General features: G+C 67.6%; 22 protein-coding genes. 6 read left to right on the top strand and 16 right to left on the bottom strand.

Features of this window, described 5'->3' with window-relative positions; genetic code table 11:
- Positions 1-18 precede the first annotated feature (18 nt).
- Positions 19-1350, top strand: coding sequence for a fumarylacetoacetase (gene fahA / locus ABDW61_RS23175; protein ID WP_343642137.1), 1332 nt, complete (start codon positions 19-21; stop codon positions 1348-1350).
- Positions 1351-1476: 126 nt separating this feature from the next.
- On the opposite strand, the gene ABDW61_RS23170 is transcribed toward fahA, so the two are convergent.
- Both ABDW61_RS23170 and def read right to left on the bottom strand, forming a co-directional pair.
- Positions 1477-3489: a DUF6600 domain-containing protein gene (locus ABDW61_RS23170; RefSeq protein ID WP_343642135.1), complete on the bottom strand. Its 2013-nt coding sequence runs from the start codon at positions 3487-3489 to the stop codon at positions 1477-1479.
- A 113-nt stretch (positions 3490-3602) separates the two neighbouring features.
- Positions 3603-4139 (bottom strand): peptide deformylase, encoded by a 537-nt coding sequence (def, locus tag ABDW61_RS23165; protein WP_343642134.1) that lies wholly within the window; start codon positions 4137-4139, stop codon positions 3603-3605.
- 96 nt (positions 4140-4235) lie between these two features.
- Here def and ABDW61_RS23160 point away from each other — a divergent pair, with 96 nt between their 5' ends.
- Complete coding sequence (locus ABDW61_RS23160) at positions 4236-5231, top strand: MBL fold metallo-hydrolase (protein WP_343642132.1); 996 nt, start codon at positions 4236-4238, stop codon at positions 5229-5231.
- A 1-nt stretch (position 5232) separates the two neighbouring features.
- Here ABDW61_RS23160 and ABDW61_RS23155 read toward each other — a convergent pair whose 3' ends face one another.
- Positions 5233-5535, bottom strand: a complete 303-nt coding sequence (locus ABDW61_RS23155; protein WP_343642130.1) for a hypothetical protein — start codon at positions 5533-5535, stop codon at positions 5233-5235.
- 77 nt (positions 5536-5612) lie between these two features.
- Positions 5613-6005 (bottom strand): hypothetical protein, encoded by a 393-nt coding sequence (locus ABDW61_RS23150; RefSeq protein ID WP_343642128.1) that lies wholly within the window; start codon positions 6003-6005, stop codon positions 5613-5615.
- Positions 6006-6061: 56 nt separating this feature from the next.
- Between ABDW61_RS23150 and ABDW61_RS23145 the strand changes: the two genes are divergently transcribed.
- Positions 6062-6571, top strand: a complete 510-nt coding sequence (locus tag ABDW61_RS23145; RefSeq protein ID WP_343642126.1) for a GNAT family N-acetyltransferase — start codon at positions 6062-6064, stop codon at positions 6569-6571.
- 64 nt (positions 6572-6635) lie between these two features.
- A complete protein-coding gene (locus ABDW61_RS23140) occupies positions 6636-7034 on the top strand; it encodes a tetratricopeptide repeat protein (protein WP_343642125.1) in 399 nt (132 codons plus the stop codon).
- 278 nt (positions 7035-7312) lie between these two features.
- Here ABDW61_RS23140 and ABDW61_RS23135 read toward each other — a convergent pair whose 3' ends face one another.
- From ABDW61_RS23135 to ABDW61_RS23115, 5 genes are all read right to left on the bottom strand, one after another.
- On the bottom strand, positions 7313-9229 hold the full coding sequence (locus ABDW61_RS23135) for a S53 family peptidase (RefSeq protein ID WP_343642124.1): 1917 nt from the start codon (positions 9227-9229) through the stop codon (positions 7313-7315).
- A gap of 113 nt (positions 9230-9342) precedes the next feature.
- Complete coding sequence (locus ABDW61_RS23130) at positions 9343-9774, bottom strand: hypothetical protein (protein ID WP_343642123.1); 432 nt, start codon at positions 9772-9774, stop codon at positions 9343-9345.
- A gap of 10 nt (positions 9775-9784) precedes the next feature.
- Complete coding sequence (locus ABDW61_RS23125; protein ID WP_343642121.1) at positions 9785-10960, bottom strand: NUDIX domain-containing protein; 1176 nt, start codon at positions 10958-10960, stop codon at positions 9785-9787.
- 379 nt (positions 10961-11339) lie between these two features.
- A complete protein-coding gene (locus ABDW61_RS23120) occupies positions 11340-11951 on the bottom strand; it encodes a hypothetical protein (RefSeq protein ID WP_343642120.1) in 612 nt (203 codons plus the stop codon).
- 36 nt (positions 11952-11987) lie between these two features.
- On the bottom strand, positions 11988-12929 hold the full coding sequence (locus ABDW61_RS23115) for a LysR family transcriptional regulator (protein ID WP_343642118.1): 942 nt from the start codon (positions 12927-12929) through the stop codon (positions 11988-11990).
- A gap of 153 nt (positions 12930-13082) precedes the next feature.
- Here ABDW61_RS23115 and ABDW61_RS23110 point away from each other — a divergent pair, with 153 nt between their 5' ends.
- Together ABDW61_RS23110 and ABDW61_RS23105 are read left to right on the top strand one after the other, a co-directional pair.
- Positions 13083-13694, top strand: coding sequence for an FMN-dependent NADH-azoreductase (locus ABDW61_RS23110; RefSeq protein WP_343642116.1), 612 nt, complete (start codon positions 13083-13085; stop codon positions 13692-13694).
- A 17-nt stretch (positions 13695-13711) separates the two neighbouring features.
- Positions 13712-14029, top strand: a complete 318-nt coding sequence (locus ABDW61_RS23105) for a YciI family protein (RefSeq protein ID WP_343642115.1) — start codon at positions 13712-13714, stop codon at positions 14027-14029.
- Positions 14030-14047: 18 nt separating this feature from the next.
- On the opposite strand, the gene ntrC is transcribed toward ABDW61_RS23105, so the two are convergent.
- The 7 genes from ntrC to ABDW61_RS23070 all read right to left on the bottom strand — a co-directional run bounded on the left by ntrC (position 14048) and on the right by ABDW61_RS23070 (position 21957).
- On the bottom strand, positions 14048-15541 hold the full coding sequence (gene ntrC / locus ABDW61_RS23100) for a nitrogen regulation protein NR(I) (protein ID WP_343642114.1): 1494 nt from the start codon (positions 15539-15541) through the stop codon (positions 14048-14050).
- A 42-nt stretch (positions 15542-15583) separates the two neighbouring features.
- The gene (gene glnL, locus ABDW61_RS23095) at positions 15584-16696 is read right to left on the bottom strand and encodes a nitrogen regulation protein NR(II) (protein WP_343642113.1); all 1113 of its coding nucleotides are present in this window, start codon (positions 16694-16696) and stop codon (positions 15584-15586) included.
- Positions 16697-16750: 54 nt separating this feature from the next.
- Complete coding sequence (locus ABDW61_RS23090) at positions 16751-17284, bottom strand: hypothetical protein (RefSeq protein ID WP_343642112.1); 534 nt, start codon at positions 17282-17284, stop codon at positions 16751-16753.
- A gap of 210 nt (positions 17285-17494) precedes the next feature.
- On the bottom strand, positions 17495-18913 hold the full coding sequence (glnA, locus tag ABDW61_RS23085) for a type I glutamate--ammonia ligase (RefSeq protein WP_343642111.1): 1419 nt from the start codon (positions 18911-18913) through the stop codon (positions 17495-17497).
- A gap of 241 nt (positions 18914-19154) precedes the next feature.
- Positions 19155-19952 (bottom strand): molybdopterin-binding protein, encoded by a 798-nt coding sequence (locus tag ABDW61_RS23080; RefSeq protein WP_343642110.1) that lies wholly within the window; start codon positions 19950-19952, stop codon positions 19155-19157.
- A 44-nt stretch (positions 19953-19996) separates the two neighbouring features.
- Entirely contained in the window at positions 19997-20938 is a 942-nt protein-coding gene (locus ABDW61_RS23075; protein WP_343642109.1) for an EI24 domain-containing protein, read from the bottom strand.
- Complete coding sequence (locus ABDW61_RS23070) at positions 20938-21957, bottom strand: sterol desaturase family protein (protein WP_343642107.1); 1020 nt, start codon at positions 21955-21957, stop codon at positions 20938-20940. The genes ABDW61_RS23075 and ABDW61_RS23070 overlap by 1 nt, the downstream gene beginning before the upstream one ends.
- Positions 21958-21971 lie beyond the last annotated feature (14 nt).

The following is a 21971-nucleotide window of genomic DNA, read 5'->3' as shown; positions in this document are numbered from 1 at the left end:
ACAACGAAAGCAGATGCCATGACCGCCCTCGCCGACCTCGACCACACCCACGATCCCGCGCTGCGCAGCTGGGTCGCGTCCGCCAACGCGCCGGACACCGACTTCCCGATCCAGAACCTGCCGCTGGGCATGTTCCGTCCCGCTGGCGCGACCGGCTCCTTCAGGCCGGGCACGGCCATCGGCGACCAGGTCCTGGACCTGATCGCCGCGGCGGAGCTGGGCGCGCTGTCCGAATCGCTGGGCGCCGTGCTGCGCACCTGCGAGGGCCTGGGCCTCAATTCGCTGATGGCCATGGGGCCGGCGCTGCGCCGGCAACTGCGTCATGAACTCGTCGCCGCGCTGAACGCGGATGCGGGGCCGAAGCAGTCGACGCTGCTCACGCCGGCGCTGACGCCGATGGCCGAGGCCGAGATGACGCTGCCCTGCCGCATCGGCGACTACACCGACTTCTACGCCGGCATCCATCACGCGACGGCGGTGGGCAAGCTGTTCCGCCCGGACAACCCGCTGCTGCCGAACTACAAGTGGGTGCCGATCGGCTATCACGGGCGGGTTTCTTCGATTGGCGTCAGCGGGCAGACCTTCCGCCGCCCGGTCGGACAGACCAAGGCGCCCGATGCCGAGATGCCGGGCGTCGGCCCGATCAAGCGGCTGGACTATGAGCTGGAGGTCGGGGCGCTGGTGGGCACGGGCAACGCGCAGGGACATCCGATCGCGATCGGCGAGGCCGAGCAGCACCTGTTCGGTCTGGTGCTGCTGAACGACTGGTCGGCGCGCGACATCCAGGCGTGGGAGTACCAGCCGCTGGGCCCGTTCCTGTCCAAGAGTTTTGCGACGACGCTGTCGCCCTGGGTGATCACGATGGAGGCGCTGGCGCCGTTCCGCCGCCCATTCACGCGGCCGGAAGGGGACCCGCAGCCGCTGCCCTACCTCGATGGCCAGGCCAATCGCGAGCGCGGCGCGATCGGCATCACGCTGGAGGTTCATCTGCAGACCCGCGCGATGCGGGACGAAGGCGTCGCGCCGGCGCAGCTGATGCAGTCCGAGTTCGCCGATGCCTACTGGACCGTCGCGCAGATGCTGACGCACCACGCGAGCAACGGCTGCAACCTGCAGCCGGGCGATCTGTTCGGATCGGGCACGATGTCGGGCCCGGCGGCGGACCAGGGCGGCTCGCTGCTCGAGCTCACGCAAGGCGGCAAGCAGCCGATCACGCTGCCCAATGGGGAGCAGCGCGTGTTCCTGCAGGACGGAGACAGCGTTGCGCTGGTCGGCCGCTGCGAGGCGCCAGGACGCCGCACGATCGGCTTCGGGCCCTGCATCGGCACGGTGCTGCCGGCGGTGGGCTGAGGCGCAACCTATTGCACGATCGCGCCCGCATTCGCGCAGCGTTGAAAGAACGACACGCTGTTGATCACCCGCGTGTCGTTCGGGGCCGATTGAGCGGCTCCGCGCGCTGAGGCGGTTTCAGGCGATTCAGCGCTCCTGCTGCCGCGCCGGTCCATCGCCACGGGCACGTGGCGGTTCGGCCCGGGGCGGCTCGGCGCGAGGTGTCGCTGGACGCGGCGGTTCCGCGCGCGGCGCTTCCATCCGCGGCATCGGCATCGGCCGCGGCGCCTCGATGCGAGGCGGCTCGGCGCGCGGGGCCTCGATCCGCGGTTGCGGACGCTCGAAGCGCGGCTGCTCCACGCGGGGCGCCTCGATGCGGGGCTGCTCCGCGCGCGGCTGCACAGGCGGCGCGACGCGCACGGGATCCTGCCGGTCGCGTTGACCGTCACGCTGGCCGTCTCGCTGACCATCGCGACCGCGATGGAACCAGTCACCACGATCGCCGCGGTCGCCTCGATCGGCGTTCTCCGGGAAGCGCTGGCGCCAGCCGTCGCGGTCGCCCTCGCGGCGCTCGGACGGACGCTGCACATCCGGGCCGCGAGACGGCAGCGCGGGCGGCGTCACCGCCGGGGGCTGAGGCGCGACGCCAGGCGCCTGCGGCGGCTGCGGACGCACCGCCGTCGCCTCGGGCTCCGGCCGGATCACGCCGCGGACCGGGCGGCTGTCGCCGGGCCGGGCGTCGCCAAAGCCATCCGGGCGGCCGTCGTGATTCCGGTCGATGAAGGGGCGGCCCTCATGGCGGCCGTCCGGTTTGCCATCGCCATTGCGGTCGATGAACGGCCGGCCATCGGGACGGCCCTCCGTCTGATTGCCCGGACGGGGCGGCCACGAGCGCTGCGGCTGCAGCGCGGCGGGCGGCAACGGTCCGGCCACCGGCCGCTGCGTGAAGAGCGAGCCATGCTCGCGCTCATGCCGGTAGACCGGCGGGCGATCGCCGGGCCGCACGGCGGTGGCCAGCAGCGGATTGGGATTCACGCGGCGCCAGTATTCCGGGCTGTGGCGGTAGGACGGGGTCCAGGCCTCGCGCGGCGCCAGCGGTACCCAGGCGCCATAGCGCGGCGGCGGCGGACGGCGGCCGCCGACGACGACCCCCACCGACACCGACGGCCCCACCCAGCCCACCAGCGCCGGCGCATACGCCGGACGCCGCACATAAGGCCCCGGCACCCAGCACCAGCGGTCGCGCCAGTAGGCCCAGCGTCCGTAATGGAAGGGCGCGAAGCCCCAGGGCATGTCGTCGACCCAGGTCCAGCCCCAGCGCGAGCTCCACATCCAGCGGCCGTAGCGGTACGGCGCCCAGTCCGACACCACGACGGTTGGCACCCACACCGCGCCATAGTCGGCGCTCTGCTCCCACGCGCCGTAGCGCGCGAGGTCTTCGGAACCGGTCATCTCCGGCGAGACGTAGGGCACTGGCGTGCCGCTGCCGACCAGCGGCTGCACCGTGTCGCGGCTGTCTTCCAGCATCAGGCGTGCGAAGCCGTCCTGGCGCAGCGGCTGGCGCTCGGTGCGCGGCCCGTTGTCCCACCAGAATTCGGCCTGCTCATTGGTCGTCAGCCACACCGGCTGGGCGTCGGTGGCCCGCGATTCGAACCGGAGCTTGCCCTGCCAGGCCTGCGCCTCGCTGCCGCGCTCGAGCTGGGTGACGCGGTACAGCCCTTCGCGCTCGAAAGCGAAGCGGCCTTCCAGCGTGCGCAGCGTCCATTCGTCCGCCGCCTCCTGGCCGCGCAGCCGCAGCCCCACCGAGCCCTTGGCGATCTGCACCGCCACGCGGTTGTCGTTGAGCGCGTTGAATTCGATCTCGCTGCGCTGGTCCAGCCACAGCGTCGAGGCGCCGACGCTGATCGTCGCGCCGCTGCCGTCGTCGGCGCGCAGGCGATCGCCGTCGCCGATGGTCTGATTGCGCTGCATCTGCACCCATTCGCGCTCTTCGGCGTCGTAGAGCCAGACGGTGCCGGTCAACTCGGCGAGGCGCCCCGCGCGCGCGGGCGGATCGGCCAGCGCCGGCCCGTGCGCGAGCAAGGCCGCCAGCGCGATCAGCAGCAAGGCCGTGGCCGCGAGCCAGCGCGGCATCGGGAAGCGGTTCAAGGGGTGGGTCATGGCCGGAAACCTCCGCCGGGGAGCCGGCGGCCTGCGGGGCGCGGAGTGCCGCGATCGTTTCTTAACGCGCCGCCGACGCCGCGGTGCACCTCTGCTTACATCTTGACGCCCTGTTAATCGTCCGTGTTCGGGTCCAGACCCGGGAACAGGATCTCGGTGAAGCCAAAGCGGCTGAAGTCCTTGATTCGCATCGGATACAGCGTGCCGACGAGGTGGTCGCACTCGTGCTGGACGACGCGGGCGTGGAAGCCCTCGGCCTCACGGTCGATGGGTTGGCCGTGCTCGTCGACGCCGCGATAGCGGATGCGGCTCAGGCGCGGCACGACGCCGCGCAGGCCGGGGACGGACAGGCAGCCCTCCCAGCCGTCCTCCATGGCGTCCGAGAGCGGCTCGATGACCGGGTTGATGAGCACCGTCATCGGCACCGGCGGCGCGTCGGGATAGCGCTCGTTGCGCTGGAAGCCGAACACGACGACCTGCAGGTCCACGCCGATCTGTGGCGCGGCCAGCCCGGCGCCGTTGGCGGCCTGCATCGTGTCGAACATGTCCTCGAGCAGCGCCTTCAGCTCGGGCGTGTCGAAGGCCTCGACCGGCTTGGCGTGGCGCAGCAGGCGAGGGTCGCCCATCTTGAGAATCTCGCGAACGGCCATGGCGGCATCCTTTGCGGTGACATGCGGGCGACGGCGCCGGACGGCGGCATCGCGTAATCTGCGGGCCATTCTAAGAACGCCATCCAGGAGACTCCCTTGAGCGCCTCGACCGCCCTGCCCGCTTATCTGGAACCGCTCGGCCACGGCATCTACGCCGTCGACACGGCCTTCCAGCGCGACCACTTCGACGCGGCCTTCCTGATCGTCGATGACGGCCGCGCGGCCTTCATCGACACCGGCACGCGGCATGCGTTGCCGCGGCTGCTGGGCGCGCTGGAGGCGCTCGGCCTGCCGCGGGACGCGGTGGACTGGGTCATTCCGACCCATGTGCATCTGGACCATGCCGGCGGCGTGGGCCCGTTGATGGCGGAGCTGCCGGCGGCGACGCTGCTGGTGCATCCGCGCGGGCTGCGGCACATGGTGGATCCGTCGGCGCTGTGGGCGGGCGCGCTCGCGGTGTACGGCGAGGAAGAAATGCGCCGCTCCTATGGCGAGCTGGTCGGCGTGCCGGAATCCCGCACGCAGGCGAGCAGCGACGAGCAGCGCATCGCGCTGGGCGGCCGCACGCTGCGGCTGATCGACACGCCGGGGCACGCGCGGCATCACCACTGCGTGTGGGATGAGGTCAGCGGCGGCTGGTTCACCGGGGACACCTTCGGCCTGTCGTATCGCGAGTTCGACGATCCCGTGCGCGGCGCGTGGATCATGCCGACCAGCACGCCGGTGCAGTTCGAGCCCGACGCGCTGAGGGCGTCGATCGCGCGGATGATGGCGGCGCATCCGGCACGCATGTATCTGACGCATTACAGCCGCATCGGCAAGGACGCGGCGGATGTGGAGCGCCTGGCGGCGCTGCTGGTGGCGCAGATCGACGAGATGGAGGCGATCGCGCGGCGCTTGAAGGACGCGCCGGATCGGCATGCGGCGCTCAAGCGCGAGTTGCTGGCGCTGTTCCAGCGCCGGGCGGCGGAGCACCTGACCGAGCCGATGCCGCCGACGCGCGTGGCCGCGCTGCTGGCGATGGATGTCGAGCTCAATGCGCAGGGGCTGGGCGTGTGGCTGGACAAGCTGGACAAGCCGGCGCGGGGGTGAATCAGATTCCGGGAATCTGGGATCGAACCCAGGTGGCCATGTCCTCGTTCTCGAACTCCGACAGGTAATCGACCAAACCTTGCCCATCGGCTCCCGCGGTGAATGGATCAGCGCCCGCAGCCACAAGCCGGGTGAAGAGTTCCTTGTAGCCAAGCGCCGCGACCTCGAACAGGACTGGCTCGCCGATGCCATTCACGAGATGGACCAACTCGGGTCGGTTCTCCACGAGAGCGACGGAGCGCTCGTACTCCTGCGCATAGAGCGCGTTGCGGAGTTCATACCAGGCAGGATCAGTTTCGCTCATGGTCCCGAAGCATAGGGCTCGTATCGGTGGCCAATTGCTCTTCCTCGAAATGGGTGACTGAAGCTGAGGTATGACTGTCACGCCTTGGACAGCACCTCGACGCGCTGATAGCACTCGCCGACGCCTGCAACCGATTTGACTTCGAAGCCGCGCCGTTCAAGAACCCGCCGCAGCTGGAGGTTGGGCTTTGCGCAGTGCACGGCATGCACGCGCCAATCGATCGACGTGAGATTCTGGCGTTCGGCGTATCTGCGCGCCAACGCCGCGAGTGCGGGCAAGGCGCCCTCGCCGCCGCCATCAACGTGCGCCAACTCCATGACCAGCGCGGCGTCTTCCACCTTGAATCGCCCGAGCAGATTGGCGGAGCCGGCGCTGAACACCAACGGCTCGTCGCGCAAGACGATCGCGTTCAGCGTTTCATCCGGCAACTGGAGAATTTCGTCCGGCGTGTAGCCTTCGATCAGCAGCATCGGTCCTCCGTGACTCATGTCCTTCATTGGGGGGGGCATTCGGGTACAACTCGCGGATGAGTACTCCCGTCACTCTCACGCCAGTATCGCTAGCGGATGGACCACTGCTGGACAACCTCTGGCAGTTCTATGAGCTGGAATCATCGGCCTGGTCTCACGAAGACATCGATGCCAACGGCCGGTTCAACTCCTTGTCCGAATTTCTCGGCCAGTTGGGCGGCGCCGACGCGTTGCAGAAAGGCTATTTCATCCGCTACGAGGGAAACCTCGCCGGACTGTTCATCGAGAGCCTCCAGCAGTTGGAGGAAACCACGATCAAGGAGTTCGCCGATGTTTACGTTCTGCCTAAGTTCCGCGGACGCGGTATCGCCTCGGAAGTGATACGCCAGACTGTCCTCGCTTCTGAAGAGCCGTGGCTGGTCGGCGTGTTTCGTGACGATCTGAATGCGGTCCGCTTCTGGGAGCGTGCATTCGAGCGCCTGCCGTTCTCTTCGGTCAGAGAGCTTCTGCCGCCCGAGTATCCGGAGCTGCGCGAGTTCATCGTCAACGACGCCGGCCATTCTTGAGCCGTCGTTTGCATCACCTTTCGGAACCCAGGGCGATCGCGGCGGGCCTGACAGCCATACCGCGATGCGCCATGCTCCCGCCATGACGAACGTCCAAGACAACCCTGCGCCACCAGCGCCGCCCAACCTTCGAGCGAATCTCGAGCGCCTGCTCGCCAGCGGCCGCGATGGCGCCCTGCTGCGCTACGGTCTGGGCCAGGCGCTGCTGCGCGAAGAGCAGTTCGACGCCGCTGAACTGCATCTGCGAGAGGCCACTCGGCTGGATCCCGCGTACTCGGCAGCCTGGAAGCTGCTCGGCAAGGCGCTTGAGCGGTTGGGCCGCGGCGATGAAGCCGAAGCCGCATGGCAGCACGGTCTCGAAGTCGCCCGAGAGCGCGGCGATCTGCAGTCCATCAAGGAGATCGAGGTCTTCCTCAAACGACGTGCGCGCGCTCGGCAGGCCGCGGCAGACGAAAGCCGCTGAGCCCGCCGACGGTCAACGGACTTTCACTCGGCGGCGTTGCATGCCACGCATGCGCGACGAACGACCGCAATGGCAATGGCGCGCTCTATCAGCCCATCTCTTGCGTGATGACGGAAGAGCTCATGTACGACCGTGGCCAAGGGAATCTGATCGCCGTCGTGCGCATTTGTGAAGGCCGGATCATCTCGATCCAGTTTGGGGAGCAGGGGCGTTACGCGCCGCGATGAGCGCGCTTCCCCCGCCCCCTTCAAAGCCCCCCGCCGTGCCGTAGGAACTTCCTAATGCGGCCGAACTTCCGCGGCCATGCGGACCAAGGCCTTGGCGAAATTGTCCACATTCAGCGTGCCGACCCCCGTGGTCTGGTCGTAGCCGGGACCTGCCCGGTAGTACCAGGTATCGCCGCGGACAATATCCCGCAGCGGTGCATCGGCGCCCGGGCCGTAGGCCTGACCATTGCGCACGAGCGCATACAACGGATAGTTCAGCAGCCCCAGACGTCCGCCGACGCGCTGTCCCAGGAGCGCCGCGATACCGGCCAGTTGCGGCGCGACAAAGCTGGTGCCGCCGTTGCCGTACGAGATGCTGAAAGCACCGTTCTGATCCGTGAAGTCGACCGCATAACCGGTATTGGGATCCGCATTGAGAGAAACGTCCGGGACGTTTCGTCCAGCAAACCCGCCTCGCAGCTCGAGCAGGTCCTCCGGCGGATTGGTGGAGTTGTCCGTCAACTTCTGCCCCGTCGCCGTCAGCGCGATCCCCGGGATCGCCTTCTGATAACTGGGTCGTTTGAAATACGCACTGACACCGCCGCCGCTGCCTTCGCTCCAAACCCCGCACGTCGTCTTCAGGTCCAACTTGCGCGCGGCGCACACAGGCGCCAGATAACTCCATCCCCATGCCTGCTCGGTGGGAATGGTCACGGTCACGCCGGAATTGAAGACAAGCGTCGAGGGCAAGGTCGTGCCGCCGGCGGAGGTCACATACGGCGAGGAGCCCGGCATTTGCACACTGACCAGTGCGCTGTACTGGGACAAGGGCAAACCTCGATTCGCTTCATACGATCCGGAATCTCCTTGCGCGGCAATGACGGTCTGCCCTTGCGCCGCCGCCTGCATGAAGATCTGGTTCTGCAGCTTCATGTCGGAGATCTTGGTACCGCCGATCCGCTGGCTGGCCGCGGCGACGTCGGCCTCAAGGCTGCCCCAGCTCACCGAGATCGTGTCGGCCACGTTGTCGTTGACGGCCTTGTAGAACGCGTCGATGAATCCAGTGCGCGCATCAATCGGCGCCTCATAGACGACGATCTTCGCCGCAGGCGCCAAACCGCCGGCCTGCTGCACGTCCAGCGTGGTTTCGCTCGAGTTGTCCGTGATGGGTCCGGCGCCGCCGTCGACCTGCACGACGGTGATCCGGTTGGGATCCACCCGCAGGCCGACCCGATTCCAATACCTGAAGGCATCCGACGGCGTGAACGACGCGAGCGTCACGATGCCGATCGTTTTTCCCTCGCCGCGAATACCACTGGCATAGAGCGGCTCAACGTTGTACTGCCGGGCAACATCCGCGACGGTCCACTCCTGAAACGCGTTGCCAGCGCCGGCAATGCCTGGCCCCGCATTCGCCCTCACGGCATTCTGTCCAAGCGGCGAGCGCTGCGACTTGTTCGGGTGATAACTGACCCGGTTGTCCAAACCGACCAGACCTTCAATACCGGCCTCCACCGCCTCCGATTTGAGCTTCGGGTCGGCAGTCGGCGCGTGGAAGCGGTGCGCGGCCTTGGGGCCGACAGCGGGCGCGACATATTCATGCAGCGACACACCGAAGGCTTCTTCGATGGCTTGCGCGCTACCGCTGACCTGGAGCAACTGACCTCGCTCGTGCCGAACCGACAGGCCAGCGCGAGTGAAATAGGCGGTGGCTGCCTCGACGTCACGCCGGTCAGGGTCGAAGCGGCGATGGAATTCCTCTGGCGTCAGGAATTGGCGGAACAGTGGGTTACCCGGCGTGTGAAGGGCCTCGATCAGTTTCTTCAAGCCCTCCACGTCCTTCTGCTTCAAGGCAACCCGAACCGATACCGTCGTATTCGAGGCCACTCGACCCGTGTCCTGGACGCCATCAGCGGCAAATGCGTGCAGGGCGCTCACTGTTGAGAAAGTGGCGAAGACTGCGCCTCGCAAGCCGGATGAAATTCGCATGGCTCTGACCTCCCTGTGTAGATGGGATCAGCAGGGTAGAAGCGGCGCCAGCGACATCCCGCAAGAGTTCCCGAACACATGTATGGAAAAGCGAAGTGCGCGTGCCCGACGATTCATGTGGTCCGCGTCCAGGATGCCAACCACGCGCCTGCGGCCAGGCTGACCGGCAAACCCGCGGACCAGAGCGCGATTCGACCCAGAGACTTCGTGGCGGGAAACTGTGAGAAGGCGACGTACAAGAGCACCAGAACCAGCAGCACGATCGTCGGAGAGTGGGAGCGCAATGGGCTCATCCGCTTGGTGATATAGCCAACGGCCAAAAGCGTGAGACAACACGCGCCGGTTGCGATGAGCCAAACATGGCCATTGGCCCAGCCATTCGTGCCCCGGTGTGGTCCCGCAGGTCGCGCGCCGTCCGAGACGGCGATCAGAAACGGCTCCGCCACCACCGACGCGGCAAGGATGAAAAGCAGGGCGAGGATACCGGCGAGCAATGCCGCCCACGCGCGCCGGTATTTCGGTGGTGGAGTCGTATCCAGCATCATGCAGTTGCGCTCAATTCACTACACAGTCCGTCGCCTCGGCAACGAACCACCCCGGAGGGCCCTCGATCGCGACCTGGCGATTGAATCCTTCCGCTGCAAGAAGACTCTGGATGGCTCGCTCTTCGAGCGGCACTACCGAGAACGAGTGCGTCCACATATCGCTCTCGATGGTGTACTGGAGAGTCATCCGCACTTCGAGTTGCCCATTTGTCTTCCGACGCTCCACGCGGAGGAGTTCCATTGAAAGCGGTCCCGACGTGGCCCGCCAACCGGGCTCCGCCATGCGAAGCCAATTGGCGTCCTGGCATTTGAGGATCAATTGCCCATGCGACGACAGATGACGGCGAGCCGCGGCCAGGAAAGCCCGGCGCACCTCGCCGTCCGCGTGATTGATCAGCCCACTCGGAAGCAGCACCAGGTCATATCGATCCGCAAGCTCAAGACTTTCGATGTCCGCACAGACCCGACGCACCTGGGACGAGACGTGGGCAAGCATTTCCGGCGAGTTGTCCACGCCCGTGACCTCGCACCCGAAATCGAGGAGGCGATGGGTCAACAGCCCTGTGCCGCACCCCAGTTCCAACACTCTGGTGCCGGCCGGCAGCAGCGGGCGCAGATGCTCGATCTCTCCTGCGTATCGAGCCCGCCGATAGAGCTCGACGGAGCATCCGTCCCGCGCTTGAACGCCAGGCCCGGTGCCAGAGAATGCGCCGCCGTCATGACGTGGCGCGTCACTGGCGACACCAAGGACGTTCTGGAGCATCTCCGCGACGTCCTTCGGCCACACCGTCTCCTGCGTCGATTGGAGCTCCGCCAATGTCCACCAGCGGTGCTCGGCAATGACCCGCTTCTCCATGGCGGTCCGCATGTCGTCCCTGACGACGCAGTCCTTGACTCTCACGATGAAGAATCGCTCGTCGGCCTCGACGACCTCGCCATTGGGCAGGGTCAAAGGGAAAACGCGCTGCCGCACTTGAGACCCGGGATCCTGCACCACCAGTCCCATCTCTTCGCGCAACTCGCGAATGGCCGCCTGCTCGAAGGTCTCACCCGCCTCCACACCGCCCCCGGGAGTAGCCCAGTGCGCGCTCCCGGCAAGGGCATCGTCGGTATGGACGAAGCGAAAGAGCAGGAGTCGATCCTCCGAGTCAAGGACAAGAAGACGAGAGGCTGGGCGTCGGCGCATCAGCCGAAGATATCGCAACTGCTATCGCCGCTCGCCTCGCCCCAGGAGCTGGACATGGCCTTCCAGGCAGGAGTTGAGGCGGCATGGCATGCCGCCAGGGCAGTGCGTGGGTGTGGAATGGCTGTCAGCGCCCTCCGCACCGAGGCGGGTGACGGTCACTCCCTCCACGGCCTACATCTCCGGGCGCTTCGAGCTTCTCCGGCTGGATGTTCGGGCTGGCCCGGGGACGTGCAGGGTCGAATCAAACCCCGGCTCCAAATCGTGGACCACGTCGGCCAGACCGATTCTGGACACGGGCAGTCTTTCGGCAATGCGATCTCGATTTGCCCGGACCGGAATGCCGCGTTGGAGGCGCTTGACACCGCCATCCGCCCAAGCGTTACTCGGTGACGACGTCGATACCGAGCTCGCGGCAAAGTTCAAACGCCTCCCCTCCCCGCTCCTGCGCGACAGCAAACGCGTACACCGAGTCATCAACCGGGAAGCGGAAAAGAACGACCCGCGTAGCGTTCAGCGCGGCAGCGAAGCTCCGCAAGGGGCTTTCCACCGGCGCCTCCGCGCGTTCTTGCCAACCTTTCCATTCTTGATCGGTCGCAGCGTCGTATTCCCATTCGATCGAAACGTCGTGGGCCGCGCATAGCCTTTTCGCTTGCCATGACACTTCCTCCCGCGCCTTCCAGTCAAGGGCGATGACGCCGATCCGCGACTTCGGGCCGCTGCTTGCGGCGATCCAGGCGCCGAGCGCCTCAGCGGCGCTGGTGTCCGGCTTCAGGCGTGACCTCAACCTTCGCGCTTGTGCGGCTCTGTCGGCATCCGGCAAGTGCGCGAGGACAAGCGTGGCCAGGGCGCCAAACGCCGTGACGATCTTGCGATCCACAGGCGCCGGCCGCAATTCGTTCAGGATCTCTTTGTCGGACACCTGCTCTGGTTCCGGAGTCACGGGAATCGAAGCGACGTACCGCTGCCAGGCGCGGCGAAGTGCAGCAAACATGCAATGGCCTTCTTGGGTTCAGGGAACACCGTATCTTCACTCGCCCCGCATCACCTGATTGAACTCCTCATTCGCGCGCTTGAGCGCATCAGGCAATTCAGCAACCAGCATCTCGATGAACGCCTTCACCGCGGGCACCATGCCTCTTCGCGTCGGATAGACGGCGTGGAGCTGATGCGCAGCGACGCGATGGTCCGCCAGCAGCGGCACCAGCCGCCCCTCGCGCAGATCGTCCATGCAGACGTGGAAGGGCAACTGCGCCACACCGATGCCCGCCACCGCCATCCGCGACATCAGGGACACATCGTCGGTGGCAAATGCCGGTTGATAGTCGACGTCCACCTCCTCGCCTTGCGGACCGGTCAGCCGCCAACGCGGCTTCTCGCCTCGCACGCCTGCCGGCCCCACGCCGATCACGCCGCGAAGCGCATCCGCCTCATCCACCAACCCGCGCGCCGCCATGAAGCCGGGACTCGCCACCAGCACCTGATCGCTGGTCCCGAAATGCCTGATCACCAGCTCCGAGTCCTCCAGCGCCGAGCGGATGCGGATCGCCACGTCGTAGCCCTCGCCGATCACGTCGACCCGCCGATTGGTGAGGTCCAGATCCAGACGCACCTCCGGATGGGCCTGCAGGAAGCGCGGCAGGAGAGGTGCCAGGAACAGATGCGCCACGCCGATCGGGCAACTGACCCGCAGCCGGCCCGACGGCTTCGCGTTCGCGCGCGCGGCCACTTCGTACGCCGCCTTCGCCGAAGCCGACATCGACTCGCAATGAGCGAAGAACGCGGCGCCCACCTCGGTCACGCTGACCGAGCGCGTGGATCGATGCAGCAGGCGCACTGCGAGCCGCTCCTCCAGCTCGGCGACCCGCCGGCTCACGCGCGACTTGGAAATGCCCAGCGCGCGCGCCGCGCCGGAGAAGCCGCCGTGCGACACGACAGCGGCGAACAGGACGAGGTCATTCAGGTCTTCCACACGTGCTCTCGATCAATGGACAGGCGGCCGATGCGGCCATGAGAACACGCGGATTGTCCTGAATCCAGAACGCTCCGTCCCGCCATGCGCGGCTAGTGCGACAACGCCGTGCTCCCTATCGTTGCGGCCATTCCCACTGCCCTCCCGACTTCCATGCAGATCCTTCATCTCGACTCCAGCCTGCAAGGCGATGCCTCGGCTTCACGCGAGCTCGGCCGCGCCATCGTGAACACGCTTCGCGACGCTGCGCCCTCCGCGCAGGTCCGCTACCGCGACCTGGCCGAAGAGGCCATTCCCCATCTGACGGGCGCCATCGCCGCCGGCTTCCGCAGCGTCGGCGGTACTCACCCGACAGACGTCGCGGCCGAACACGCGCGCTCCGCCGAACTGGTCGAGGAGTTCCTCGCCAGCGAGGTCATCGTCATCGGCGCTCCGATGGTCAATTTCTCGATCGCGAGTCCGCTCAAGGCCTGGATCGATCGCATCGCGCAGCCGGGCCGCAGCTTCCGCTACACCGCCGAGGGACCGGTGGGACTCGCGGGCGGGCGGCGCGTCATCGTGGCTTCGACGCGAGGCGGCTTCTACTCGGCCGGCGCGGGATCGGGCATGGATTTCCAGGAGTCCTACCTGAGCGCGTTCTTCGGCTTCCTCGGCATCACGGACGTCCGCTTCGTCCGCGCCGAGCGGCTGAGCAAAGGCGCCGAGATGCGCGCCGATTCGATGGCCGATGCCATCGCCCAGGTGCACCGCGCCGTGACCCTCTGAACCCCGGAGAAGACACCATGCTGTTCATCGTCACCCTCACCTATCGACAGCCGCCCGCGCAGATCGAGGCGCAGCTCGGCCCGCATCGCGCATGGCTAGCGGAATGGACGAGCGCCGGCCATGTGCTGGTCGCAGGACCGCTCGAGCCGGCGACCGGTGGACTGATCGTCGTTCATGCCGACGACCGCGCCGCGCTGGATGCCCTCATGGCCAGCGACCCATTCGTCGTGCATGGCCTGGTCGACGTCGCGGTGTTGGCCATGGCTCCCGCGCTGCGTCACGCCGACTTCCCGGCGCGATGGGCGAAAGCGGCCAGGCCGGTCGCGGGCACATGAGGCCCGCAACCCGCCGCCTCACGCGTCCAGATTGAGCTCCTGGATCTTGCGCGTGATCGTGTTGCGCCCGATGCCGAGCTTCTGCGCGGCCTCGATGCGCCGGCCGCGCGTCAGGTCCAGCGCCGTCAGGATCAGGCTGGCCTCGAATCGCCGCGTCAGCACGTCCCACACGTTCGGCTCGCCCGCCTGGAGCAGGCGGCGCGCCTCGCGCGCCATCTCCGCGATCCATGCGTCCGGCGACGGCGGAATCGGCACCGCCGGCAGCGGCGCCGGTCCCATCGCCGCCGCGCCGCTCAGCCCGCTCGCCAGCGGCATCACCTCCGCCGACATCGTCCCCGTCAGCGCCGGCGCCCCCGGCGCCGCGGCCAGCAGCTCCTGCGGCAGATCCTTGGCCTCGACCATCAGGCTGGGCGCCATCACGCTCAGCCAGTGGCAGATGTTCTCCAGCTGCCGCACGTTGCCCGGGAAGTCAAAGCTCACCAGCCGCTGCAGCGCCGCGTCCGACAGCCGCTTGGGCTCCACGCCCAGCTCGCTTGCGCTTCTTTGCAGGAAGTAGCGCGCCAGCAGCGGCACGTCTTCGCGGCGCTCACGCAGCGGCGGCAGCCGCAGCCGGATCACGTTGAGCCGGTGGAACAGGTCCTCGCGGAAGCGCCCTTCCTTCACCAGCGACTCCAGGTTCTGGTGCGTCGCCGCCACCACCCGCACGTTCGCCTTCTGCGGGCTGTGACCGCCCACCCGATAGAACTGCCCGTCCGACAGCACCCGCAGCAGCCGCGTCTGCAGATCCAGCGGCATGTCGCCGATCTCGTCCAGGAACAGCGTGCCGCCCTCGGCCTGCTCGAAGCGGCCTCTGCGCGTGGCCTGCGCGCCCGTGAACGCGCCGCGCTCATGGCCGAAGAGCTCCGACTCCAGCAGGTCCTTCGGAATCGCCGCCGTGTTGATCGCGACGAAGGGCCCATCCGCGCGCGGGCTGTGCTTGTGCAGCGCGCGCGCCACCAGCTCCTTGCCCGAGCCCGACTCGCCAGTGATCAGCACCGTCACATGGCTCTGGCTCAAACGCCCGATCGCCCGGAACACGTCCTGCATCGCCGGCGCCTGGCCCAGCATCTCGGGCATCTCGACCTTCTCGGCCTCGCCCACCGCCTCGCGCTGGCTCTCCTCCTGCGCGCGCCGAATCAGCTCCACCGCGCGCGGCAGGTCGAAGGGCTTGGGCAGGTACTCGAAGGCCCCGCCCTGGAACGCGCTCACCGCGCTGTCCAGGTCCGAATAGGCCGTCATGATGATCACCGGCAAGCCCGGCAACTGCTTCTTGACCGTGGTCAGCAGCTCCAGGCCGGAACCGCCCGGCATGCGGATGTCGGACACCAGCACCTGCGGCGTGTCCTCCTCGAGCGCGGCCAGCACCTCCCGCGTCTGACTGAAACTGCGCACCGGCAGTCCCTCGCGCGCCAGCGCCTTCTCGAGAACAAAACGGATCGAATGGTCGTCGTCAACAATCCAGATCGACTTCATCTATGGCTCCCCTTTCCCCCGTTGTCGGCTTGTGGCCGCGGCTCAGGGCAAAGGCAGGGTGATTCGGAAATCGGTCCGGCCCGGCTGGCTGTCGCAGTCGATCATGCCCTGGTGCTGTTGGGCGATCGTCTGCGCCAGCGTCAGCCCGAGACCAGAGCCCCCATCCCTGCCCGACACCAGCGGGAAAAAGATGCGGTCCTTGATCTCCTCGGGCACGCCCGGGCCGTTGTCCTCGACATGCAATTCCAATGCCAAGCGCCAGCGCTGCTTGCCGATCGTCACCTGCCGCGCAACCCGCGTGCGCAGCACGATGAGCGCATCCCCCGTCGCGATGCGCGCCTGCAGCGCCTGCGCCGCGTTCTGCACGATGTTCAGCACCGCCTGGATCAACTGCTCGCGGTCGCCGCGGAAGTCAGGCAGCGAGATGTCGTAGTCGCGCTGCAGCGTCAGCCCCCGCGGGTACTGCGCCTGCACCAGCGAGCGCACGCGCTCGCAGATCTCATGGATGTTGACGTCGCCCACCACCTGCGCGCGCCGGTGCGGCGCCAGCAGCCGGTCCACCAGCGACTGCAGCCGGTCGGCCTCGTGGATGATGACCTCGGTGTATTCCTCGAGCTCCGCCCAGCGCGCCGTCGGCTGCAGCTCCAGCGCCAGCAACTGCGCCGCGCCACGGATGCCGCCCAGCGGGTTCTTGATCTCGTGCGCGAGGTTGCGCGTCAGTTCCTTCGTCGCGTGGACCTGGTCGAGGTTGCGCTCCTCGCGGTCCTGGCGCGTCTGCTGCGCGTTCTCGATCAGCTCGATCACCAGCCGCTGCGGGTCCTCGGTCTGGCTGACGATCACATGCACCGGCAGCAGATCGTCATGCGTGCGCGGCCCGCGGCGGATCGTCGCGTCGAAGCGCGAGCTGGAGAACGCATTGCGGCTCACCTCCTCCAGCGCCTCGACCAGGCGGCCGGTGTCGGTGAACCACTCGAGCAGGTTGCTGCCCTGCACCGCGCGGCGAGGGAGGTTGAACAGCGTCTCGACCGCGGTGTTGGCGAACTCGCAGGTGCCGTCGGGACGCACCACCGCGACCAGCGTCGCCAGCAGGTCGAAGCACTGGTAGGCCGCACCGGTGTCGCCGGCGGGCTGGGAAGCGTCGGAGGTGGAAGTCATCGGGTGTCGCTCTCGCCAGACACGGCGCGCGTCACCCGGATCACCGCGCGGTGATCAGGGCGGCAGCTTGCCGAGCTCGCGCTTGATGGCCTGCACGTCGGCCTCCTGGCGCGTGACGGACGCCTTGAGCTCGGCCGTGCGGTCCAAATACTTCTGATAGTTGCGCTCGTCGCCGCGGCGCTCGGGCTGGCCGTTGTTGTACTCCTGCTGGAGCTTGGCGAGCTTGCCCTCGGCCTCGCGCAATTCCTGCTCGAGGATGCGGCGGCGATCGTCGTCGCGCACGCGCTGGTCCTTGGCGTCGACCTTGAGGTCAGCACTCTGACCTCCCGACGACGGCGCTGGCGTCACCGACGGCCGCGGCTTGACCGGCGCGATCACGGAGATCGGCGTGCCCTCGATGCTGCGGCAACCCTTCTCGGCGGCCTCCTTGGCCGACATCGCGTCGGTGTACAGCACCGGCGGTCCCGGGCAGCGGTACACCACGCCCTGCGCCGAAGCGCTCCCCGCCATGCCGGCCAGCGCAGCCATCGCTGACAGCGCCACCGTTCCCCAACGTCCCGCCCGTGTGATCTGCAGCTTCATCTGCATTCCCTGCTTCTAACTGACCAGAGTCATCGGGCATTGTGACGCAATCGGTCCAGCGCCGCCTCACCGGCGCGCACACACGCTGTTGCCAGGTGTACCGCCCCGGCCGCGGCGACTCGAAAACGACAAGGGACGGCCGTGGCCGTCCCCCTGCGCGGTGGCGGTGCGGAGCGTGCCGTGCCGAAGCGGTCATGGCGCCCTCCGCGCTCGCGATCACAGCGAGTAGTACATGTCGAACTCGACCGGATGCGTGGTCATGCGGAAGCGCTGGACTTCCTGCATCTTCAGATCGATGTAGGCATCGATGTAGGCATCGGTGAACACGCCGCCCTTGGTCAGGAACGCGCGGTCCTTGTCCAGGTACTCCAGCGCCTGATCCAGGCTGTGGCAGACGGTCGGGATCTTCGCGTCTTCTTCCGGCGGCAGGTGGTACAGGTCCTTCGTGGCGGCTTCGCCCGGATGGATCTTGTTCTCGACGCCGTCCAGGCCCGCCATCAGCAGCGCGGCGAAGGCCAGGTACGGGTTGGCCGAGGGATCCGGGAAGCGCGCTTCGATGCGGCGGCCCTTCGGGTTGGCGACGTACGGGATGCGGATCGAGGCCGAGCGGTTCTTGGCCGAGTAGGCCAGCTTCACCGGGGCTTCGAAGCCGGGCACCAGGCGCTTGTACGAGTTGGTGCCCGGGTTGGTGATCGCGTTCAGCGCGCGGGCGTGCTTGATGATGCCGCCGATGTAGTACAGCGCGAAGTCGCTCAGGCCGGCGTAGCCGTCACCGGCGAACAGGTTCTTGCCGTCCTTCCAGACCGACTGGTGCACGTGCATGCCCGAGCCGTTGTCGCCCACGATGGGCTTGGGCATGAAGGTCGCCGTCTTGCCATAGGCGTGCGCGACGTTCGTGATGATGTACTTCTGCAGCTGCAGCCAGTCGGCGCGCTCGACCAGCGAGCTGAACTTGGTGCCGATCTCCATCTGGCCGGCGTTGGCGACCTCGTGGTGGTGGACTTCGACGGGGATGCCCATCTGTTCCAGGATCAGGCACATCTCCGATCGCATGTCCTGGCCGCTGTCGACCGGCGGGACCGGGAAGTAGCCGCCCTTGACGGTGGGCCGGTAGCCGCTGTTGCCGTGCTCGTATTCCTTGCCGGTGTTCCAGGCGGCTTCCTCGGACTCGATCTTCACGAAGGAGCCCGACATGTCCACGTTCCAGCGGACGCTGTCGAAGATGAAGAACTCGGGCTCGGGACCAAAGTAGGCCGTGTCGCCCAGGCCGGAGGACTTCAGGTAGGCCTCGGCGCGGCGCGCCAGCGAGCGCGGATCGCGCTCATAGGCCTTGCCGTCGGTGGGGTCGATGACGTCGCAGGTCAGGATCAGCGTCGGCTCTTCGAAGAAGGGATCGATGTTGGCCGTGTTGGGGTCCGGCATCAGCAGCATGTCGGAGGCTTCGATGCCCTTCCAGCCGGCGATCGAGGAGCCGTCGAAGGCATGGCCCGACTGGAACTTGTCTTCGTCGAAGGCGGACACGGGCACGGACACGTGCTGCTCTTTGCCGCGGGTGTCGGTGAAGCGGAAGTCAACGAACTTGACTTCGTGCTCCTTCACCATGTTCATCACGTCGGCGACGGTCTTGGTGGCCATCAATCACTCCTAGGGGGCTGGATGAGAAAGAAAGAGTCGTCGGGCTTCGGCCCAGCGGGGACGATTTAGCAGTTTGCATGCCAACAGATGGCGCCGGCATGACAGGAGGGCGCCAGACCGGTGCATGACGCGCCAACCCTCGATGCCCAGCGCGCCACGCGAGGGCGGCGCCAGGGACGCGAAGGGGACAGCCGTCAGACCCGCCGGTGCACCGCCTGAGCGCAGAGCCCGAATCGGTGCATCATCGCACCAATTCGGTGCTGATGGCGGCACCAAATTGGACGACGCCCGCGCGCAGCGCCGCGTAGGCCGCCTCCATGGCCCGCGCGTCGCCCTTGACGCCCAGTTCGATGTGACGTCCGTACTGCGGATGGTCGACGCTGGGGAGCGAGAACACCTTGATGCCGGGGAAGTCGGCCTCGATGCGCTCCATCAGCGGCGTCAAGCTGGCCTCCATCGCGCCCTGCAGGATCAGCGAGCGCTCGCGCGTGCCCACCGCCTGGTGCAGGTCGGCGTGCAGGTGGTCCAGCACCCACTCGATCATCGGATGCGCCATCACCGGGAAACCGGGAACGAAGTGCGCGCGGCCCTCGATCGAGAAGCCCGGGATCTTGTTGTACGGGTTGGGAATGATCGCGGCGCCCTGCGGGAACACGCCCATCTCGAGCCGGCGCAGCGTGTCGGGGTGGTCGCGCTCGGGGGTGGTGCCCTGCTCCGCCGCCATCTGCTGCACGCGCTGCCAGATCAGCTCGGCGGCTTGCGGATGCAGCTCGAGCGGCCGTCCCAGTGCCGCCGCCGCGGCCTGGCGCGTATGGTCGTCCGGCGTCGCGCCGATGCCGCCGCAGCTGAAGAACAGATCGCCGCTGTCGAAGGCGGCCTTGAACTCGCGCACCAGGTGCTCGCGGTCGTCGCCCAGGTACTTCGCCCAGGCGAGCTGCAGGCCGCGCGCGCCCAGCAACTCGATCACCTTGGCCAGATGCTTGTCCTGGCGTTTCCCGGAGAGGATCTCGTCGCCGATGATGAAGAGGCCGATGGTCATGCGAAGTCCTGCGGTGGCGTGGGAATGACGGCGTCAGAGCGGCGTCAGAGCGGCGACGGACGGTTCTCGATCGCAGGCGGCGGGCCCGGCTCGGGATCGTCCGCGCTCAGCGGCGGCGCCGTGGCGTAGTTGGCCGGCAGCGCGTCCATCACTGGATCGGGGGCGCGCTCGGCGGCGGTGTCGGCGCGGCGCATCTCCTGCAGCGCGGCCAGCGCATAGTGCGCGAACCACAGCGAACTGAAGGCGAAGACCAGCGTGTACAGCCACACCGACACCAGGATCAGCACCGGCGCGAACGCGATCGTCAGCGCGCCCATGGCCCAGATCGCGGCCGGCGCGGCGCCCAGGTAGCCGGTGGCCAGCCCCAGCAGCAGCAGCGGCATGCGGTGCTCGCCGAGCAGGCTGCGGCGCTCGGCGCCGGACGCGTGCTCGGCCAGCACGTCGAAGGTGAACACGCGGTAGCCCAGCCAGCCCCAGATCAGCGGCGGCAGGATCAGCGCCATCGGCGGGATCAGCCAGAACGGGAGCGACGCGACCAGCAGCACCACGCCCACCACCGTGTGGCCCAGCGACCAGCTCAGGCTCGCGACGAAGCCCGCGCCGCGTTTGCGCTCCAGGCTGGCGAAGCGGCGCTGCGCGACCAGATCGACCATGGACGGCGTCATCAGCAGCGCCACCAGCAGCAGGCTCAGCACGACCAGCGCGGGCACCGCCATCGCCAGCACGATGATGGGCGCGAGCACCGTGCGGAACGATGCGGCGCCCAGGCTGTCGAGCCACTTGAGCAGGCCGTCGACCAGGCTCCAGGATTCCAGCGTCGCGCGCACGCCGGCGACGGCCGCCTCCCAGAAGAAGTAGCCCAGCCCGAAGGCCAGCGCCGCCGACACGATCAACGGCAGCAGCGACAGGCCGATCACCCGCGGATGCAGGCAGTACGCGGCGGCGCGCCAGAACGAGTCCGCGATGCGGCTCATCGGCTTGATCATCAGTCGTCCCCTCCGGCCGGCTCCTGGCCGGCGATGGTCATCGTCGAGGCCGCGATCTTGTCACGGCCCACGAGCCGCTTCAGCCCCAGCCACTGCTGCGCCCAGTAGCCCTGGCCGTAGTCGCGGCCTCCCTCTTCCGGCAGTTGGTCGCGCACCCCGGTGGGATCCCAGCGGTCCTCGAAGTTGGCGGTGCGGAACAGCACGTCCCACACCGGCAGCAGCACCGCGAAGTTGTGGCCGCCCAGCGTGCCTCTGCCGAATCCCTCATGGCCGATGCCGATCGAGTGGTGCAGCCGGTGGAAACGCGGGCTGACCAGCAGCCGCTCGCCGATGACGCCGAAGCTCAGGCGCAGGTTGGCGTGCTGCAGGTTCTCCAGCAGCTGCGAGATCGCGACCAGCGCGACGAACTGGCCCGGCCCGACGCCGATCAGAATCGCCGTCAGCGCGACGGCGCTGTCGATCAGCAGATCGTCGAGGAGGTGGTTGCGGCTGTCGCTCCACATCGTCATCTGGCGCTGGCTGTGATGCAGCGAGTGCAGCGCCCACCACCAGTTCCACGAGTGCTGCGCGCGGTGCAGCCAGTACTGCAGCAGGTCGAAGGCGACGAGATAAAGCACGAAGCTGACCCAGGCTTGGTCCGTCACGCCGGGCCAGACCGCGTCGAGCTGGAAGGTCGGGATGCCCAGCATGCGCAGCTCGCCGACCAGGCTGTCGAACAGCGGATCCAGCGAGAAGAACATCGCCAACCGGAACAGGCCCAGCCGCTGGATCAGCGTGTAGACGATGTCGACGCGGATGGCGCGGCGGTCGGTCACCGCCTCGGCCGGCCGCCAGCGCTGCAACGCGCCGATCACCGCCAGCATCACGACGATCTGCGCCAGGCCCACCAGCAGCCACCCGGTCGCGTCGAACGCGTCCTCGAGCAGATTGCCGTAGCCCAGGCCGAAGACGATCGGCTGGATGAGGCTTTCGAACAGCGCCTGCTGCGCTTGCCCGAACAGATCGGTGAACCAGTCCATCACGCTGTCTGTGC

Origin of the sequence: Roseateles sp. (assembly GCF_039595595.1) — a bacterium.
In the GTDB taxonomy this organism is placed as follows: Bacteria; Pseudomonadota; Gammaproteobacteria; order Burkholderiales; family Burkholderiaceae_C; genus Roseateles.
This window is presented reverse-complemented; position numbering and strand designations above follow the sequence as displayed.